This window comes from Paenibacillus rhizovicinus (assembly GCF_010365285.1).
GTDB classification, from domain to species: Bacteria; Bacillota; Bacilli; order Paenibacillales; family Paenibacillaceae; genus Paenibacillus_Z; species Paenibacillus_Z rhizovicinus.
Window position 1 is genome coordinate 415,803 of record NZ_CP048286.1, and the last position, 19,765, is coordinate 435,567.

The 19,765-nt window shown below is 53.7% G+C and carries 18 protein-coding genes; all 18 read right to left on the minus strand.

Annotation, left to right across the window (positions count from 1 at the left end; genetic code table 11):
• Positions 1 to 218: 218 nt before the first annotated feature.
• The 18 genes from GZH47_RS01875 to GZH47_RS01960 all read right to left on the minus strand — a co-directional run bounded on the left by GZH47_RS01875 (position 219) and on the right by GZH47_RS01960 (position 19,761).
• On the minus strand, positions 219 to 887 hold the full coding sequence (locus GZH47_RS01875) for a PspA/IM30 family protein (RefSeq protein ID WP_162638279.1): 669 nt from the start codon (positions 885 to 887) through the stop codon (positions 219 to 221).
• Between the two features lies 1 nt (position 888).
• Complete coding sequence (locus tag GZH47_RS01880; protein WP_162638280.1) at positions 889 to 1,377, minus strand: hypothetical protein; 489 nt, start codon at positions 1,375 to 1,377, stop codon at positions 889 to 891.
• Between the two features lie 171 nt (positions 1,378 to 1,548).
• On the minus strand, positions 1,549 to 2,859 hold the full coding sequence (locus GZH47_RS01885; RefSeq protein WP_162638281.1) for a sensor histidine kinase: 1,311 nt from the start codon (positions 2,857 to 2,859) through the stop codon (positions 1,549 to 1,551).
• On the minus strand, positions 2,843 to 3,523 hold the full coding sequence (locus GZH47_RS01890; RefSeq protein ID WP_162638282.1) for a response regulator transcription factor: 681 nt from the start codon (positions 3,521 to 3,523) through the stop codon (positions 2,843 to 2,845). Before GZH47_RS01890 ends, GZH47_RS01885 begins: the two co-directional genes overlap by 17 nt.
• Before the next feature lie 233 nt (positions 3,524 to 3,756).
• A complete protein-coding gene (nagA, locus tag GZH47_RS01895; protein WP_162638283.1) occupies positions 3,757 to 4,920 on the minus strand; it encodes an N-acetylglucosamine-6-phosphate deacetylase in 1,164 nt (387 codons plus the stop codon).
• A gap of 285 nt (positions 4,921 to 5,205) precedes the next feature.
• Positions 5,206 to 6,720 carry an ABC transporter substrate-binding protein gene (locus tag GZH47_RS01900; RefSeq protein WP_162638284.1) on the minus strand — a complete coding sequence of 505 codons (1,515 nt, stop codon included), beginning with the start codon at positions 6,718 to 6,720 and terminating at the stop codon, positions 5,206 to 5,208.
• Positions 6,721 to 6,776: 56 nt separating this feature from the next.
• The gene (locus GZH47_RS01905) at positions 6,777 to 7,676 is read right to left on the minus strand and encodes a carbohydrate ABC transporter permease (RefSeq protein ID WP_225446322.1); all 900 of its coding nucleotides are present in this window, start codon (positions 7,674 to 7,676) and stop codon (positions 6,777 to 6,779) included.
• A gap of 49 nt (positions 7,677 to 7,725) precedes the next feature.
• A complete protein-coding gene (locus GZH47_RS01910; RefSeq protein ID WP_225446323.1) occupies positions 7,726 to 8,658 on the minus strand; it encodes an ABC transporter permease in 933 nt (310 codons plus the stop codon).
• A 320-nt stretch (positions 8,659 to 8,978) separates the two neighbouring features.
• Complete coding sequence (locus GZH47_RS01915; protein ID WP_162638287.1) at positions 8,979 to 9,686, minus strand: PIG-L deacetylase family protein; 708 nt, start codon at positions 9,684 to 9,686, stop codon at positions 8,979 to 8,981.
• A gap of 79 nt (positions 9,687 to 9,765) precedes the next feature.
• Complete coding sequence (locus GZH47_RS01920; RefSeq protein ID WP_225446324.1) at positions 9,766 to 10,857, minus strand: serine hydrolase domain-containing protein; 1,092 nt, start codon at positions 10,855 to 10,857, stop codon at positions 9,766 to 9,768.
• A 189-nt stretch (positions 10,858 to 11,046) separates the two neighbouring features.
• On the minus strand, positions 11,047 to 11,979 hold the full coding sequence (locus GZH47_RS01925) for an N-acetylglucosamine kinase (RefSeq protein ID WP_162638288.1): 933 nt from the start codon (positions 11,977 to 11,979) through the stop codon (positions 11,047 to 11,049).
• Positions 11,980 to 12,050: 71 nt separating this feature from the next.
• Positions 12,051 to 13,190, minus strand: a complete 1,140-nt coding sequence (locus GZH47_RS01930) for an exo-beta-N-acetylmuramidase NamZ family protein (protein WP_162645022.1) — start codon at positions 13,188 to 13,190, stop codon at positions 12,051 to 12,053.
• Positions 13,191 to 13,365: 175 nt separating this feature from the next.
• Positions 13,366 to 14,340: a GNAT family N-acetyltransferase gene (locus tag GZH47_RS01935; RefSeq protein ID WP_318653406.1), complete on the minus strand. Its 975-nt coding sequence runs from the start codon at positions 14,338 to 14,340 to the stop codon at positions 13,366 to 13,368.
• A gap of 42 nt (positions 14,341 to 14,382) precedes the next feature.
• The gene (murQ, locus tag GZH47_RS01940) at positions 14,383 to 15,291 is read right to left on the minus strand and encodes an N-acetylmuramic acid 6-phosphate etherase (protein WP_162638289.1); all 909 of its coding nucleotides are present in this window, start codon (positions 15,289 to 15,291) and stop codon (positions 14,383 to 14,385) included.
• A 218-nt stretch (positions 15,292 to 15,509) separates the two neighbouring features.
• Positions 15,510 to 16,373 (minus strand): MurR/RpiR family transcriptional regulator, encoded by an 864-nt coding sequence (locus GZH47_RS01945; protein ID WP_162638290.1) that lies wholly within the window; start codon positions 16,371 to 16,373, stop codon positions 15,510 to 15,512.
• Between the two features lie 129 nt (positions 16,374 to 16,502).
• A complete protein-coding gene (locus GZH47_RS01950; protein ID WP_225446325.1) occupies positions 16,503 to 17,525 on the minus strand; it encodes a Gfo/Idh/MocA family protein in 1,023 nt (340 codons plus the stop codon).
• A 77-nt stretch (positions 17,526 to 17,602) separates the two neighbouring features.
• Positions 17,603 to 18,502 (minus strand): response regulator, encoded by a 900-nt coding sequence (locus tag GZH47_RS01955; protein WP_162638291.1) that lies wholly within the window; start codon positions 18,500 to 18,502, stop codon positions 17,603 to 17,605.
• A gap of 5 nt (positions 18,503 to 18,507) precedes the next feature.
• Positions 18,508 to 19,761 carry an ATP-binding protein gene (locus GZH47_RS01960; RefSeq protein WP_225446326.1) on the minus strand — a complete coding sequence of 418 codons (1,254 nt, stop codon included), beginning with the start codon at positions 19,759 to 19,761 and terminating at the stop codon, positions 18,508 to 18,510.
• Positions 19,762 to 19,765: the final 4 nt, after the last annotated feature.

Sequence of the window (19,765 nt, forward strand, 5' to 3'; positions counted from 1 at the left end):
TCTCACTCCAATCCTATCGCTATGTTTCTATATGATATGGAACTGCACGCGATTGGATTGGACAAGTGCCATGAATCATTTATCCTCGCGGCAAGCAGACATAACAAAACCGGCAGCACGGCTGCCGGTTTTGTTTGTAATTCTATCGCTTCTGTTACCGCGCATCGATAACGCTTGCTTAGACTTATGGCGTATGCGCCAAGCTGCCCGATCCGCTATTATTCTGCTGACGGCTGCTGTTTCAATTCTGCCAGCGACGCTTCGATTTCCGCCGTTAACGTCGGATCGAGATACTGCGGCGCGGACCGTTTGGCCGGCGCATTGAAATGATTCATGGCCTCAAGCTCCGCCTCGATCATCATCACCTTCTCCTCCGCGCGGGCAAACCCTCTGACGATGCCGTCCGTCTGAAACGATACGACGCTCTGGTTCAGCTCCTTCAGGGAGCTGGCCACGTTAACCCGGGATTCGAGCAGCAGCCGGCGGTGATTGTACTCCTCCGATTGCACCAGCAGCTGGGCGATGCGCTCCTCGAGCACCTTCGATTGTTCTTGGATCGCGGCGTACTGCTCGCGGTAGACGGCCAGCTTCTTCTCCTGCAGCAGCTTCTCCTGCAGCGCCAGCTTCGCGATCTGGTCCTCGCCTTGGGCAACCGCAAGCTTCGCTTGGCGTTCCCGCTTCTCGACCGCCGACTCGGCATTCGCGATCAGCGCGGCTTGCCGCTTCTCAATGAACAGTTGGCGCGCCAGCGCCTGCTGCCCCTTCTCCAGCTCGACGGTGAATTCCCGCATATATTGATTGACCATGTTGAGCGGCTTCTCGCACTTATCGATCAGCCCGTTCGTTTCGGCCAGAAACACATCTTTGACACGTTTGAAGATACCCATCTTACTTCGACTCCTTCGTATGATTTTGCTGCATTTCCCATTGATCCAGGAAGTCCGATGCGCTTGGGATGCCGGCAAGCGCGTTGGCCCCGTCCGCGGCTCTCGGCCGTCTGCTTCGCTTGCTCATCCAGATCGCCAATAACAAGGCGATCAGAATCGCTCCGCCTACCGCTACGCCGGGACCAATGCCATGCTCATGCTCCCGCTCGATGTGCATGCCGCCTGCTTTAAGCAACGGCGCTTGTTCCGGCACCGGCGGAACCGGTACGGCCGCATCTATGCCTGGAGCCGGCACGGTCTTGCCTTCGCCGCCCCTCATCTCGACCTTCATGTCGCCGGCAGGCCTGCCATGAAACTCCTGGCTAACCTTCACCACTTTGAAATCCGCACGGTCGTGCCTCTCCGCCGCCAGACTTAAGCCTGCACCGACAGCCACGGCGATGACGGTTACGAGCAGCGTTTTTTTCACCCAAGGTCTAATGCGTCTCACGCTTGAATCATCCTTTCAGATCAGTGTTCTTGTCTCTACGGTACCAACTATAATGTTGAATGGTAAAAGTACGGTAAAGAAAGCGAAACTTATCCGTTCTTATCGCCGGGCACAAAAAATCCCTTCCTCTTCGGCTTCCCGAGAGAAAGGGCCGTTCGCCTGCTTCTACCGCTACGCCGGAAACTCGACCGAGAAGGTACTTCCCTTCCCCGGCATGCTCTCGAGCACAACCGAGCCCCGATGGGCGATCACGATTTGCTTCGCGATCGCGAGTCCGAGCCCCGCGCTGCCTTCCTCGCGCGAACGATGCTTCTCGACCCGGTAGAAACGGTCGAAGATGCGCGGCTGATCCGCTTCGGCAATGCCGATGCCGCTGTCCCGGACAATGATTCGCCATTGCCTCGGGTTAGGGTCAAGGCCGACGTCAACCTTGCCTCCTTCGGGCGTATACTTGATCGCGTTATCCAGCAGGATATAAACCAGCTGCTTCAGCTTCTCCGGATCGCCCTTCACGGTCAGCGTATCCGGCAGCATCTTCCGCAGCGTGATCGCCTTCTTCTGCGCAACCCCTTCGAAGGCAAGCACCCATTGGCGGAGCTTCGGCACAATGTCGAACGCGCCCATCTCGAACTCGACCGAGCCTGCGTCCGACCGGGCAAGCAGCAGCAGATGCTGTACCATGCGGGTCATCCGGCCAATCTCTTCCTTCATATCCGCTACGACTTCCTTCGAATACGGCGTTATGGTATCCCCGTTCTCCAGCTCGATCACATCGAGGGACGTGTTCATGATGCTGAGCGGCGTCCTCAGTTCATGGGAAGCATCCGCCAGAAATTGCTGCTGCTGCTTGAAGGACTGCTGTATCGGAACCATCGCTTTCTTGGACATCGAGGAGCTGAGCTTCACGGCTGCGATGATGAAAACAATCAGGATCATCATGAACACGATGAGCAGATTGCGGAGAATATCCCAGTAAAAGGTGACATCCTTCGCGGCATAGATCGTAGCAGCCCCGTTCGTCGTCATGATCCGATGCGCGCCTATGAAGAGCAGACGGTCGCCGGTCCGGATCATAAGCTCCCCATAGCGCTGCTCCTGTTCGGGCTGCCAGCGCAAACGGAATGAATCGCCGTCCGGGCGCCACTTCTCGATCTGCGCCAAATTGCGGTCGCCAAGCTCAGGGATTGCCTTGCTTTGAGCCAGCACTTGACCGCTCTTATCCAGCACGTAGAAGAAGTACAAATCATCGCTGGTGCTGTTCTCCAAATCCGGAATGACGACACGGCCGTCCTGCGTCGCATACATGGTCGCGCGAAGCGAATTGCTCTGCTCCCGGTACCCCATGAAGATGAAGAAAATCGATACGATGACCGAGAATAACGCTAGAAACAGAATGATGAGCCACGTATAGGTAACCGTGAGCTTCCTCTGCGTGTATTGGAACAGGTCGCGTTTCTTCCCTTTTCTAAGCGTCCATTTCAAACCGGTAGCCTACCCCCCTGATGCTCTGAATGACGGGCTCTTCCCCGGAATCGTCCAGCTTGTCCCGAAGCATCTTCACGGTAACATCCACGTTCTTATAGGAGACATCGCTGCCGATCCCCCAGATGCGATCGAGAATCGCCTCTCTCGTCAGCACGTTGCCGGTATTCTGCAGGAAGAAATCGAGCAGCTGATATTCCCTTGGGCTAAGCGGAACCTCCGCGCCGTCCCGCGATAGCTGGTGCGAGGTTCGATTAAGCTTGAACCGCCGGAACGTCACGATATCCGACTGCCTCGGGGCGAAATTCCGCCGTGCCAGCACGCGAAGCCGGGCGAGCAGCTCGTCCATCTCGAAAGGCTTCGTCAGATAGTCGTCCGCTCCTGCATCGAGACCGAAGATTTTATCTTGCAGCGAGTCCTTGGCCGTCAAGAGGATGATGGCATGTCCGTAATTGTCGCTCCGCAGCCGCTTGCAGATGTCTACGCCGTCCATGAGCGGCATCATCCAGTCCAGGATGAGCACGTCATAGGCCGAGCCGCGGGCATAATCGAGCGCGTCCTCGCCGTTCTCCACCCAATCGACGTGATAGCCGCCTTTCTTCTCCAGCATATATTTGACAAGCTTGCCGAGCTTCTTATCATCTTCCGCCAGCAAAATATTCACCTTAACGCCCACCGCCCCTACATGCGAAATAATAGGTTAGTATACCAAACCAACGGTAAAAGTACGGTAAAATATTTATATAGACGCGAAACGTTTCGGTTTATTCCGTTTCAGCGGGTTTGCAGTTATCGGTAATTACGCCGGCTCATGCCCGAATATGCAAATAAAGACCTTTCCTTCTGCCGCTGAAGGAGAGGTCTTAGTCATTATTTTGTCCGCTGCAACGTGAAATGTCATCTTACGCAGCGATAGACGATTTCCCCATCCACCATGGTCCATAAAACGTTGAAACAATCATCCATCAGTACAAGATCCGCATCCATTCCTGGTGCGATTCTGCCTTTGCGGGTCATGCCTAGCACGGTTGCCGGTGTCTCCGTTGCCATTCGGACAGCGTCCTTCAAAGGGATCCCGGCTTGAACGGTTTTGGCCAAAGCTTCATTCATTGTTACCGTACTGGAAGCAAGCGTGCCATCTTCAAGCTTAGCGACGCCTTGCGAAACCGTAACCCGATGACCACCGAAAAGATAGCTGCCATCCCCTAACCCCATGGCTTGAAGCGCATCGGTAATAAGCACCATCTTATCGGCCCCCTTCTCGCGGTAAAGCATGCGTACGATCGCGGGATGAAGATGAACGCCGTCAACGATGGCTTGAACGCTCACATGGTCTTCTTCAAAAGCGGCAACAACGACTCCCGGCTCTCGGTGATGGATCGGACGCATGCCGTTGAAGCAATGGGTCACATGGCTTGCCCCGCATTGAAACGCTTGCCGAGCCTCCTCATACGTTGCGTCGGAATGGGCCACGGAGACGACGATGCCTTGTTCCTTCAAGAACGAGACCATCTCCATGCCTCCGGGAAGTTCGGGCGCCAAGGTCACCATGCGGATTAACTGCCCCGCATTCTCAAGAATCGCCTTCATTTCATCCACATTCGGATGTCGCAAGTAACGTTCGTTCTGCATGCCTTTGCGCTTCGCATTCAGATAAGGGCCTTCGATGTGTACGCCTGCGATTCGAGCTCCTTGTTCCTTCCCGATGAACCGGGAAACGCTGGACAGCATGCCCATCAGGTCATCCATCGAGGAGGATACGGAAGTCGCCAAGAATGACGTGCATCCTGTTCTGGCGCAGGCATGGGATACCGCTTCCAGGCTTTGAAGCGTACCGTCCATCATATCGAATCCGTCTGCGCCGTGAATATGGACATCGATCATGCCCGGAATGAGCAATTGGCCTTTGCCGTCGACTTCCATTCCCGATTCGCAGGCAGCAAAACGATCTTCGCGATCATGGCAAATTTCGGTTATTTGACCATCCCGGATGAGGACATCGCTCCATACCGGCTCGGTTTCACTCAACAAACGGACATTCCGGATTATACATACGGACATTTCATGCCCACTCCTTCCTATCGTTAATAAATTGCGCTGGCCATATAGACCCAATCTTCTTCTCTTCAGCAGCACCGGCTCATCCTCGTGCATCATTTGAAACATCGTCCGGCGGCCGCGGACATGGGGATATCAGCCGCTCATGTACGAGCTTATACCGATTTACAATATTCTTCAAGAGATTCAACTATCCTGCAACCCGTGTGCATAACGAAAAATGGAGCAAATTGCCGCGGCAATCTGCTCCAAAATGCATGGTTCTATCGTATTCGTATGAGGACCTGTTTACTTTTTACCCGCAACGTAAGCATCATACTGTGTCTGGGCTTCTTTCTGAACAGCTCTGATGCCCGCCGCTTCCAGTTCCTTCATCATCTTCGGCAATGTAGTCGCGGGATCAAGCGTTCCGGTATTAAGTCCGACTGTGTACTTATCTGCAACAACTTTGACGGCAGCGACCTGTGCAGATACTTTGGAAATATCGAAAGCAAAGCCGATCGAATTCGTAGCTTTCAGATCCTTATAACTATCGAAAATGACATTCCACATTTTGGGGTCTACTTTGACTCCGTCAGCGGCCTCTACCGTGCTCAGAGAGTAAGAACCTTGGGAGAATGCCCATGGCGCATAGTTATCACGGCCAGCTTGCGTCCGAACGGCAAGACCTTCATCATTCTTATTCCAATGTACGCCCGGTATACCATAACGGAGAATGTCCCGATATTCTTGATTGGTGTTGATCAATTCTTGAAGCTTGAGCGCTTCGTCGATATGCTTGGAGTTCGCATTAATCGCATTCATCGAACCGCGGATGGAAGCGGTAGAGAGGTACGGGCCGCTGTATTTGGAAATTAACTGCGTGTACCCGTCGCCGCCGGACCAGATCGCATCCGCTCCATAGAAGCCTTGGCCATTCTTGATGGCAGAATATTTGCCTACATCGTCAACGGTAGCTGCATCCTTGTTGATGTATCCGGCCTCGTACCATTTGTGCAGCGCTGTAAGACGGTTGGTAAGATCAGGATGCTCATACGTGACCACGATTTTGTTTTCGTCGGCTGTTCCGATCGCGGAATATGGAATTCCGATCATGGCATCGTTATTAATCATGTCAAAGCTGCTAGCTATTCCCGCAAACCCGGCCTTAGTCAGCTTCAACGGATATTCCGCATCTTTTGCAGCTGCATCGCCGGCTGTATTCGCATCCTTTGCAGCCTTGAGGAAAGGTTCGATATCAAAGAAATCCATTTTATCATTGACTGTCATCTTCAAGTCATCTACGAACAGAGCCTTATCGAAGCGCCAGTAAATTTCCGCGGCATAGTCCTTCTTGACCGGAATGGCATAAATCTTGTCGTTTACTTTAGCGCCATCCCATACCACTTGAGGCATGGTCTCATAAAGTGCCGGGGTCAAGTTCTTCACTTTGTCGGTGATGTCCGCAAAATAGCCTGCCAGCGCTTGAACGGCATAGTTATTGAACCATTCGCAAGTAAACACCATATCCCACTTCTCGCCGGACGATAGGGCAAGTTTCGTCTTGGCATCATCATAGTAAACGGTCTTCACCTTGACATTGATAGCCGGGACGGAGATCTTGTTGAGCGCTTCTTCGACTTTGGCCTCATCGACAGGAACTTTGCCTGGGTCGCCCATAATCCAGATCAACTCTACAGGATCTTTCCCATTCTTCGAACCGCCATCTGAATTAGCAGAATTATCAGCGTTATTATTGCTGCCGCACCCCGCTACTGCGATCAAACCGCATGCCAATGACAGAGCTAATGCTTTCTTTTTCATAGATACCCTCCTCATTATATTTGCCGGAATATTCCGGGTATATCTTCTTCTGAAGCCTATCCCTTCACTGCTCCAATCGTTAAGCCAGAGATAAAATATCTCTGAAAGAACGGATAGGAAAGGGCAATCGGAACCACTACGAGCATGACGATCGCCATACGCATGGATTCGGTTGGAAGTTCGGCGGTCGAGCTGCCCGCTGACAGGTACTGGGCGCTGCGGCTCAGAAACTCCATGTTTTTCTCTATGCTGATCAGTACATATTGCAACGGATATAAATCCTGATGGCTGGACTGTATGTACAGCAACGCGGTGAACCAATCATTCCAATAACCAAAAGAAAGAAATAATCCTATGGTTGCCAGCACGGGCAGAGAGATGGGCAGGACAATGTTAAAGAAAATTCTCAATTGACTCGCACCGTCAATCTTGGCAGATTCAATAACGGAGTCAGGGACCGTCGTTTGAAAGAAAGTCCGGATAATGATGATGTAAAAAGAAGATACGGCAAGAGGCAAAATCAAAGCCCAATAGGTGTTCGTAAGGTGCAGCATCTGGGTATTGACCAGATAGGACGGAACCAGGCCGCCGCCAAATAACATAGGAATGAAGATATAAATCGTAAAAAACTTTTTCAATTTAAAGGTTGGACGGGATAACACATAACCCATGGCTGCATTGAGAAACAGACCTATAATTGTTCCGGCCACCGTAACAAAGATCGAGACAAAAATTGCACTGCCGATGGATCTGCGCTCATGCCACAAATAGGTGTATGAATCAAACGACCACTGCTTCGGAAAGAAGCTATAGCCTATTTTCTGTATAGACTCGCTGGACGAGAGAGAAATAATAGCGACAAATAGAAGTGGAATGACGCACATCAACGCAAGGACGATAAACACTAAAGTGAAGATGATGTTCGTCGGAATGGATACACGGTTGAATCTCTCCATTGCGCTCAAATCTCTCCGACTAATTTGCATTCATATCCCTTCTTTCGGCTTAAAATAGCGAATTTTCGGCGTTTATTTTCTTCACGACCCAGTTGGCTGCCAGAATAACGATCAGGCCGCACACCGACTGTAACACGCCGGCTGCGGAAGCAAATCCGATATTGTTGAGACCCGTAAGCGCTTTGTACACGTACACATCAATGGTTTGCGTGACATCGACCAGCGGACCCGAGTTACGCGGAACCTGATAGAATAAACCGAAATCGCTGGAAAAAATACGTCCAATCGCTAGAATAAACAAGATGATGATGATCGGCTGCAACATCGGCAACGTGATGAATCTAACCTGTTGCCTTTTCGAGGCGCCATCGATGATAGCGGCTTCGTACAAGGATTCATCGATTCCGGATATGCTGGCTAAATAGACGACCATGCCATACCCTATCGATTTCCAAAGATAGACGAATACCAGAAAATAAGGCCAGTATTTCGGCTCCATGTACCATTGAATTTCTTCTTTACCATAGTGTTCCATTATGTTGCTGACCAGGCCGTTTTCGGAGCTTAGGAAAGCAAATACAAAATAACTTACCACTACAAAGGAAAGGAAGTGCGGAAGAAACATAGCGGTCTGTGACCATTTCCGCATCCTTTTGGAATGCAGTTGGGTCATCATGATAGCTAACGCGACCGTGATAACGGTGCCCAATAGAATAAAAACAACATTGTATAAAATCGTATTTCGGAACATGATCCAGGCATCCGGGGTCATAAAGAGAAATTTGAAATTGTCGATGCCTACGAATTTGCTCTTCAGCAAACTTCCGATAAATCCGTGACCCGCCATGGGCCTGTACTGTTTAAAGGCAATAATGACCCCGAACATCGGTATGTAGCAGAAGGCAAGAAACCATAATGCAGTAGGCAAAGCCAGCAGTGCTAATTCGGAATCATCTTTGCTAAACCGTCGCTTTTTCCGCAAATAAGTCAGCCTCCTCGCAGTCGAATGAGATGCGATCCCGTAAACAAAGCGATGAACCGTAGTTATGGAATTTGTCGGCGCAGAAATTGCTGGTTGAATGAAGCCTTGGAGGGAGAGAGAACCGTTAGGAGAATGATGATGGATCGTGCGGGAGATAAACGCTTGTAGGTCACGATACATTCATGTTAAGTTACATTACGTATCGTGTTATAAGAATGAATATATACGAACAACAATCGATAATCAAGCTATTTTCCATTTATTGCAACAGCGCGAGCCGAGTTTTCAAAACGCATAGTCGCTGCATTTCTACAACCTATTCACAAATACTGCCCGACCCGATTTAATTCGCCCCGCGGTACAGCGAACGCCTGTGCCCGCTTCAGGTTGACGGGCGCGCCTCGAACGATCGTCAATGCCTTATAATAATCGATGAACGGGAACCCGTAAGTCTCTCCGCGCGCATAAGCGTACACTTTCATTGCTTTGACCCAGGTTTCGTAAGCATCGTCGGGAATATCGATGAACACTTCCGGATGAAAGTCGTACGGATCTTCCCAGTTGTCCGCGTAATATAATTTGCCTACCCAGTGGGCCGGGAGATCGCGCTCGATCGTTTTCAGCCCGGCATAGAAGCGAGCATCATTCACGATGTCGTACGTATTCGAATGGTCCTTGTGAATGCTGCCTTTCCAATGCGTGATAATCATATCCGGTTTTATCTCGCGGATGATGTCCGCCACCTGGTATTTCACTTCGTCATGCACGGGCAGTTCGGCGTCTTTGTAAGACATGAAACGAACGTCCGCACCGACGATTTCGGCGAACCGCCGCGCTTCCTCGATCTTCTGCTTCCCGTATTCGACCGGAGTCAGCCGCGGGTGCCCTTTCTCTCCCGGCGTCAAATGCAGGAAAGTCGCCCGATGCCCTTCTTGGGTATACTTGGCGATGACAGCCCCCGCCGTCAAGTCCATATCCCCCGCATGTCCGCCGATTGCCAATATATGCGTTTTGTGTTCCGTCACCATTATCGGCCCCTTTCGTTTAGAGGAATTGATTTCATGACAAGCATCGCATCTAACCGGATGACGTTACTTCTCTTACAGGCTAATCCGTCAGCGATGCCGCAATCGCGTTATGCACGCGTGCGGCAAAGCCGGCAATCGACCTGCCTCGGCCGAAATGCACCTTATTGGTGAGCAGGATAACCGCTAAGTCGCGCGCCGGGTCTATGCACAGGCTCGTGCCGGTAAATCCGGTATGCCCATAGCTGCGCGCGGATAACAAATCGCCCGATGCATCCCTCGGGTCGCCATGCAGCACCCAGCCGAGCCCCCGGGCTGCTCCCGCCAGATGAATCGTATCGTTGCGCAAGGCCGCCTCTACCGCAGCACGGGAAATCAAGAACCCTCCGCGATCCAGCCAAACGGCAGCGCAGCGTGCCAGATCGGCAGCGGTGGAGAACAGGCCGGCATTGCCGCTGACACCTCCAAGCGCATAGGCATTCTCGTCATGCACCCGCCCCCATCTGAACGTTCCGAGCGCCGGATCGTACTCCGTCGCGGCAATGTGCGGCTTCCACGACTCCGGCGGGTTGAAACAGCTGCTAGTCATGCCAAGCGGCCGAAATATGAGGTTTTCCGCCGCCCGATCCAGCGACATTCCAAGCAATTGCGAAACGAGACGCCCGAGCACGATATACCCCAAACAACTATACACGACCTTCGTACCCGGTTCGCAAACGAGCGGATCGGCACAGATCGCAGCCATTATTTCGTCAGGCGCAAGTCCGTGTGAATAGAAATCGCGATACGCCGCCATTCCGGAAGTATGAGTAAGCAGCTGACGCACTGTCACTTCGCCCTTTCCATTGGCGGAGAATGCCGGAAAATAAGCGGATACCCTGTCTCCAAGCGCGAGCATTCCCTGCTCGATCAGCTGCAAAACGAGCGGCAGCGTAACGACAACTTTCGTAAGCGACGCACAGTCGTATACCGTATCCGCAGTGGCGGAAATTCGCGTCTCTCCGTCGATCAGCGAGTATCCAGCCGCGTGAGCAGCCGTCATGCCTCGCCTTAGTACAAGCACGGTCCCGCCGGGAATCCTGCCTTGTTCGACTTCACTGTCCAGTAATCTCCAGGCTGCTTCAAGGCGCTCTTCATCAATTCCCATCTGCTGAAACTTGTCTGCGCTCGCCATCCTCCCTCCGTCCCCCTTAAACTTGGCAGAATATACTCCCGGATATAAGTGTCGACGCAATGCACTAATGGATGATAATCATTACGTAAGCGGTTACATTAAAATCATATTCGATATGAAATTTTATTTCAATACCTTTTATTTTTTTTGAAATTTTAACTCCTTATTTCCTTTCGGCTAATTGACAAGCTATACAAATGGCGGAATGGCTTCATTCATGATGCTTAACGCCATCATGGCGGCGCCCGCCGCTGCGTCCCGTTTCGGATGCATGCAAGACATATCCGGATAACGCCGGGCAAGATGACTCCGGAACGTTTCCTGAACGCGGGGGTTATGAAGAAGCACGCTGCCGGCCATGGCCAGCGTCCCTTTTCTCAAGGACAACTTCTCCGCGACCGGGACAACAAGCCCGACCAGCGATTGCGCGCTCCGAACGGCGATATGCATGGCGGCCGGGTCTCCTTGCTCGCAAGCCTCGGATAAGATCGGCGCCAATGCGGCAATTTCTTGCTTGTTCCGATTCCGATCATAGACGAAGCCGACAAGTTCCCCAATCGACTCCAAGCCGAGCCGATCGAACACCATCCGGGTAATGACCGTTGCCTGATCCCGGCCGTCATAGGCCCGAACGACGGCAGCGAGCAGGTCCCGACCGATGTTGTAGCCGCTGCCTTCGTCATCGATCAGATGCCCGAAACCGCCAGTTCGATGGGATAGTCCCGACTCGTTTTTTCCATAGCAAATAGATCCGGTACCCGCGATGACGATCAATCCGTTATCCTGCTCCAGCGCTCCATACAACGCAGTCTCCTGATCCCCTACGATCGTGAGGCCGCCTGTAAATCCACAGTCCCGAATCGCGGCGGTCATCCGGGCCGGCACCGACGGATTGCTGATGCCCGCAGCTCCGATGCCGACGTGCGCGCAGTGTTCCAGCCCGCCACACGCCTTCGCCAGCTCCGCAATAATTTCACGGAACGTCCCGCGAATGCTAGCCTCGTCTTGACCGTTGTAATTGATAGCTCCGAAATCGAACCGGCGAACCGTCCGACCTTCCTTGTCCATGATGACGACGGCGGTTTTCGTGCCGCCTCCGTCTAAGCCTGCCGCGTATTTCATATGGACTTCACATCCTTGTCCCAGCGGAGCCAGGGTAATTGGTCCAGTCGGAGTCGACTTGAATACGGGAATTAATAGAGGTGATAGCGTCCCTTGCGTTCTGCGAACGCCTGGCTTTCTTCCCGGAATTGTTCCAACAGCGCAGGAAGTTCAAGCGACTCATCCCGATATAGCCGGTCGCCGCACAGCAGGTCGATGAACGGCCGCGCGCCTTCCTTCATCGGAGGCAAGAACGCGAACTCTTCGAACATCTGCCTGATCGTGTCCAGCAGCGTGACGCCCGTCTCGACGGGCATCACGGCGCGGACGTCATTCACGTACAACTGTACGCCTCCGCAGCGCTCGCCTTGATGCTTCGAGGCCGTCGGTTTAAAATAAACCGGCCGGAAGCGAACGCCTGACAGCGCATGGTGGTTCATTGCATCCGCCAATCGTTCCGGATCGACGTAGGGAGCCCCGATCATTTCGAACGGGAACGTCGTGCCACGCCCCTCCGACAGGTTTGTTCCCTCGAACAGACAGGTGCCGGGATACAGCAGCGCCGTCTCGAACCTCGGAATCCCCATGGATGGATGCACCCACTTACGTCCGGTGTCCGGAAACAACATGCCGCGCTCCCAACCGTCGCAGCGCACGACGTGCAGATCGGCATTCCAGCCCATTTCCTCATTCGCCATCGTAGCGACTTCTCCTGCCGTCAGACCGTAACGCACCGCAAGCGGATAGTTGCCGACGAAGGACAGGTATCCCGGCTTCTGTACGTTGCCCTCCACCTTCACGCCATCCAGCGGGTTGACTCGATCGAACACAACGAAAGGCTTGCCGGCTTTCGCGCAATCTTCCAGCGCATACAGCATCGTATAAATAAAGGTATAATATCGCGAGCCCACGTCCTGGATATCGTACAAGACCATGTCCACTTGGTCGAGCATCTCGGACGTCAGGCGATTGGAATCTTTGCGGTATAGACTGTAAACCGTAACGCCGGTGACCGAATCTACGTAGGTGTCTACCAGTTCTCCGGCGTCCCGATCGCCCCGTACCCCGTGCTCCGGCGAGAATAGGGCGGCGAGATGGAACCGATTGCGCAATATCTCGATCGAGGAAATGAAATCTTGCGTCAATCCCGACGGAGACGTGATTAAGCCCAGACGTTTGCCCCGCAGCAAATGGGCGGAGGATTCTATATTATCAATTCCGTTGCGGACCATGACCATGCGCGTGACCTCCTCGCAGAATAATGACGGGGACATCCTCTTGTCCCCCGCACGATAAAAGGCTGTCGGCAGCAGTGTGAACACGCTTCAGGACAGCCTTGTGGCAGATGGCTTTCAGCTCAGATCAACGAACCAGGCGATTCCTCCGGAATCAGGAAGGCTTCGGCGCTCATCGTTCAAGTACTCTTCTCATGACGCCAAACTTCCTGACGCTCCGGAACCCGGCCTTCTCGTAAATAAGCTTGGCCGGGTTTGTTTCACCAGTATACAATGACATATATTCCGTCCCAATGTCCTGGAACGCTTCACAGAGCTTGTAAAACAGCAGGGAGCCCAGTCCGTGTCCCTCGTGCTCAGGATGAACGCCCATGCCGGTAAAATACCCTCGACCGTTCTCTTGACGGATGACCGGCCCGGCAAATCCAACGGCTTGCCCCCGGCAAGCCGCAAGCACGACTGGCACCTCGTCCCGGAGGCATCGCGGGATTTCTTCAGACCACAGGGAATTATTCAATCGATCCAACATACCCGACACATCGCGAACGGAGTCCGGATCGAGCAGCCCCACGACGTATCCTTCGGAAAGCGCCTTTACTTCCTTCGCTTGGCACTCCTCCGGCACAACGAAGTCCGCAAGCGGTAAATACATGGCTACTTGCCGGGCACGTTCATGATAGCCGCGGCCCAGCAGAATCGGAAACAACGCGCCGTCGACCGGCACGCCCGGCGCATTGTTGTGCTCATGCTTCGGCGTATCCGGGATATACCAGGGCAGCCTCATCGGGTTGAAGAACAGCACCTCCGCTTGCTTCTTGCCGAGCGTCCGAAAACGCTGCTCCAATGCTTCCAGCATAACCGCGAAGTTCTCTTCCGTGGAGCTTTCCGCTGCCAGCACGATGCAGGTGATGTACCCCGCAACGTCCCCGATCGGCAGATCATCCCCCGAACAGCCGCTTGCGAACCCTTTCACTTCGCTGCCATCGAGCAGCACGAACGTATTTTCCGGATCGAAGTAGGGGCTGGCCCGGAAAATCTGCCGGAAGCTCCGGTCAGTCAACTCCTTGTAACCTTCCCGGACCGCTTCCGCATTCCACAATGAAAGGACGGCTTGCGTAAACCGGTCTTCCCATGTCGAAAGCATCATGATATCCATCTCCCCTCACCTACGTATTTCGTCGGAATGAGCCTATGAACGTCGCACCCGGATCGCGGCTTTGATGTTGCCCTCGCTCAGATCAAGCGCCGCTTGCGCTTCCGGAACTGAAAGTCCGGTTTCGATCATCATAATCGCGAGCTTGCAATTCATGGAGGCCTTCTCTAAAGCCGCAGCAGCACCCTCAGCATTGATTCCGGTGGCAATTTGCACAATCCGGATCGACCGAGCCTCCAGCTTCTGGTTGCTGGGCTTCAAGTCTACCATCAAGTTATTATAAACCTTGCCGAGTTTCACCATCGTAGCGGTCGTCAACATATTCAAGACCAGCTTCTGGGCGGTGCCCGCCTTGAGCCGCGTAGACCCCATGACCGCCTCAGGACCGACGACGGGGGCGATGCAGATGTCACAGAAAGCTTCCAGCTTGGTACGCTTGTTATTCACTACGCCAATCGTCGCCGCGCCAATCTCTCCTGCTTTCTTCAGTGCCGCGATGACGAACTCCGCGCCGCCGCTGGCCGAGATGCCGATGACGACGTCGCGATGTGTCACGCCGCAACGTTCGATCAGTTCCGCCCCCGCCTCCGCATTGTCTTCGAATCCTTCGACGGCAGTCCGAAGCGCATTGTCCCCGCCCGCGATGTACCCTTGAACCAATTCGGGATCGACCCCGAATGTCGGAGGGCATTCCGAGGCGTCCAGCACGCCAAGCCTTCCCGACGTTCCCGCGCCGACGTAGAACATTCGTCCTCCGTTTTTGAGCGCTTGATGCAGAAGTTCAACCGCTTCCGTGATTTGCGGGATCTCCTCCGCGACCGCAGTCGGAACCTTGGCATCTTCTTGGCTGAGCAAACGCAGAATCTGCTCCGTAGAACTTTCGTCGATCGTCACGGTATCCCGGTTTGTCTGCTCCGTCGTCAATCCCGCAAGGTACTCGTTCATATGCATTCTCCGCCCTGTTTTGTTGGTGTCGATCATTTCTTCCGTATGATGATCTTCCTGACCAACCTAGCCGTAATTATATGAAATAAGCTTAAGGTCTCGCGAACGACTTCGTCAATATATTTTGAAATAATATTTCAAAATAAAATATAATATTGTGTTTTTTATTCCAATAAAAAAAACGCCGCTCAATGGCGGCGTCTCATCCGGAAAAGCACCTATTTCCGGCGCTTCCCTGCCAAGATGCTATGCGTTTTTGACAAATACTTTTGGACCTTCTGATATTCGGCGCTGGCCACGCCGGCGAACAAGACATCGATGATGGTGAGCATGGCGATCCGCGAGCCCATAGCCCCGCTTCGCATCGTAATCTCTGGAGTAGAGATGTTGAGCACGATTTGCGATTTATCCGCCAGTTCGCTTTTGTTATATTTCGTCAAGGCGATCGTCGTGGCTCCGTTTCTGCGGGCGATTTCGAGCGCGTCCAGGATTTCCGCTGTATCGCCGGAGTTCGACACGAAGAACGCCACGTCGCCCTTATCGAGCAGCGTGGAGGCCGTCAGTTGGCTATGCCCGTCCGTGTAAGCATGGCACATTTTGTTGATGCGCGAGAATTTCTGTTCTGCATCCATGCATACCAGTCCGGAGGCGCCGATTCCGAAAAAAACAATTCGGGTGCTTTCCCGGAGCACTTTTACCGCTCGGGCGATCTCGTTCCAGTTGATGACGCTAATCGTATCTTCGATCGATTTGATGTTATTGCGGGAAATATTGGCGATAATGACGGGAAGATCATCACCCGGTTGAATATCGGTATACTGGTCCTTCTGGTCCTCTTCCATTTTGCCCAGCGATGCCGAAATGCTGACGATGAAGCCGCGGTAGCCGCTGTACCCCATGGTTTTGCAGAAGCGGAGCACCGAAGCGTCGCTCGTCTTGCTTAGCAAGGCCAAGTTTTTAATGGAAAGGTGGGGAATTTCCTCGGTGTTTGCCAGAATGTAATCGGCCACCAATATCTCGACAGGCGTCAGACTGTCTTTCATGTCCCGGATCTTGATCAGAATATTATCATGTATCGCCATTGCGTTTCCCTGCCCGTTCTGTTGGATTCTAGCTAAATAGTACGCTTGGCAGCGACAATTTACAAGACATAAACGTTGCGTTACAACCGCGCTTCTCCGCCGATTGCCGAACTCTCATTCCCCGATAGCTTAACGATGATCTCGTCCTGCAAGAGGCTCGATTGCGACGCGTCTCTTCTCGCGCGCGGAAGCAAGGCATGCCTCGATGACGCGCATCGTGCGCACGCCGTCCCAAGGGCTGATCGGCTCCGGCTTACCGTGAAGCACCGCCTCCCCGAACCTGTTGATCAACGATAACTGCTGATTGCCGCGTTCGAACGGCTCCGTCCGCATCTCGCCGCGCACGGCGACCTGGATGTCGGGGCTCAGATCGGCGCGAAGCGAGAATGCCGACGGAAGCCGGATCGTGCCCTGCGTGCCCCGGATTTCCAGCGTATTGGCGAAGTCCGCCCATAATCCGCATTGAAACGTCAACGCTGCATCATTCGGAAATTCAACGAGACCCGAAGCCATCATATCGACGCCGCCATGCTCTTGCGAGAACAACGCTTGCATCGTTGCGGCCACGGGTTCCGAATCCAGCACATAGCGGGCCGCGCTGAGCAAGTAGCAGCCGATATCGTACATGCCGCCGCCGCCCATCTCTTGGCGGAATCGGATATCGTGCTCCATGGCGGAGCGGTCCGACGTGAACACGCCGTGAACGGCTCGAACCTTGCCAATCTCGCCGGAAGCGATAATCTCCTTGATCCGGTCGTAACGAGGATGGCAGCGGTACATCATGTTCTCTTGAAAGTGAACGCCGAAGCGCTCGCATGCCTCGGCCATCTGCGCCGCATCCTGTTCCGACATCGACATCGGCTTCTCGACAAGCACATGCTTGCCTGCGCGAGCGGCATGAATCGTCCATTCCAGGTGCAAATGATTAGGCAGTGGAATGTAGACCGCGTCGACGGTCGAATCGGCAAGCAGCTCCATATAGCTGCCATAGGCAACTTGGATGCCGTATGCATCCGCGAACGCCCGGGCTCTTGTTTCTTCGCGGCTTGCAACGGCGACAATCTCATGCATGTCCGAAGCACGGACGGCAGGGATAAATGCCTTCGTGGCAATTTGAGCGCATCCCATAATACCCCAGCGCAGCTTCTTCATCGACTCTCCTCCATCCGGATAACCCTGTGTCATACATTCCACAGTGAAATCCCGCTATCCTTCTAGGGAGCGAACGGTTACTGATTTTTCATTTTATCCAGCGTCTCCAGGTAAAGCACCTGCAGAAACTTCTTGATATTGACTTTGCGTTTCTCCTGGGGGCATTTCTCGTCGATTTCCCGCATCTTAAGACGCACGTCCTCGAAGTCGAAATACAGCGGCGCGTAATGTTCGAACTTCGGATGGCCGTAGTCCGTAAGTCCGATGCTCGCCAAGTTGGATAAAGCGGCGATGACGGTCCGGCGAACGCGCTGCTCGACCGCCTTTCCTTCCTTCTCGATATCGCAGCCGTCCGGCTTGCTCGCCCGGGCACCGGCTTCGTACATCGCCTTCAGCGACGGGAAGCTCCCTCTCTCCCGGCGCCCGATCAGCTGATCGATCATTTCGATGATATCGTGGCTTCCGCTCTCCCCGATAATGCCCATGTCCATCAAGATCACCCGCATGATCGCCTTGGCGCCAGGCTTCTTCAGCGCGCCAGCAGGCTCCGGATTCAGGTCGTCCAGCTTCGCGATCGACTGTTTGATCTCCTTCAGATAACGGACCATTCTCCACTGTTCGCTTACTTTGCCAAGCACGGCTTGGACTTCCACGCGGTTAATCGGCTTCTGGATATAAAACTCGATGCCCGCTTGATACGCTTTGCTGATCATCGCTTTGTTCTCGATTTGGGAGATCATGACATACTTGCCCTCGTACCCTTCTTGCTTCAAACGAGCGATCGTCTCGATTCCGTCCTGATCCGGCATCAACAAATCGATGAGCACGACATCGGGGTTCTCGTCCAGTACGAGCTTTTTCCCTTCAACGCCTCCCGCCGCCGTCCCGACAACCTCGCCGACGCCGCCTTGCTCGATAATCGTCTGCAGCATCCGCCTGCTTACCGCGTCATCGTCGACAATACAAAACGACAGCATAGCGCCTACACTCCCTTCATCAGCTTCGCGGTCGGAAAGGCCGCGGCGAACGTCGTCTCGGCATTCCTCCCCGGTTCCGCCAAGAGCAATCTTCCGGCGAACGAGCCGACGATATCGCGAACATGCGAGAGGCCGATGCCGGTCGCCGCGACGCCTTCCTGATTGAATTTGGTCGTAAATCCGGGCTCGAACACCATGTCTATGTCCTGCTCGGCAATCCCCGGACCCGTATCGCTGACGATAAACAAGGTTTCTCCCTCTCGTTCTCGTACGCGGATACGAATCGTTCCCTGCCGTTCGATCGCTTCGACCGAGTTGGCCGCCAAGTTATTGAGCACGGTGATCAGCGGAATATAATTCACGGTCAGATAATCGACGCCGACGTCCGTCTCGATTCGAACCTCTTTCCGCAGCATCCGGCTGTATTCGCCGTTGGACTTCCTCACGAGCTCGACGATCTCCGTCAACGTCATTTCCGGAGCGCGCTCCAGATCGACCAGCTTCATCAGTCCTGCCAGGATGCGCTGCGAATCCTTCTTCACCTCGTGAATCTGCTGCGTGATCCCGAGGACGGTGCGGCCGTAGTCGCTCAACCCTTCTTCGTTCAGCCGGCCGTACAGGTCGTGACTCTTCGCGGTGATCTGTTCGATCATATCCATCGACTTGCGCAAATAGAAGACCTCGCCGTAGAGCCCGCTGCCGACATTGATCATTTGTTCCATCCGTTTCTGCTGTTCGGCGTGAACGCTTCGCATCTGGTGCACCGCGATGCTGCTGTATATGCCGGTCGTAAAATAGCTGCGCACCACGGCGATGACCGAAATCAGCAGCCATTGACCGGCCTGAAAATACGGCAGTCCGAAAGCGGCGCTGCGCATCAGCAGCTCGGCTTCGTTGGACACGACGTCGATCAACGACACGCAAGCGCCGAGAATAAGCGGATTCAATTGATGCAGTCTGCGTTGAATGAGGGCCATCCCCGCCCCGAAGACGACGTAATAAAGCATGGCGGAGAAATGCGTCTTCACGCTGCCTAGAAGTTCGAACGTCCCCGCCGATGCGGCTCCGTCGAACGATATCCGGAACAGCAGCACCGTCGCTCCGGCGGCGATTCCCGTCCGCCAATAGGGCAAATGGCTCATCAACAGCAGCAGGAACAGAAAGGCGCTGCTGCCAAGTCCGATGCGAAAGACCTCGCCGATGAACGGGTTGATCTTGAACTCCCCGGCAACGGCGACGACGATGGCAACGACGGTCATTTGC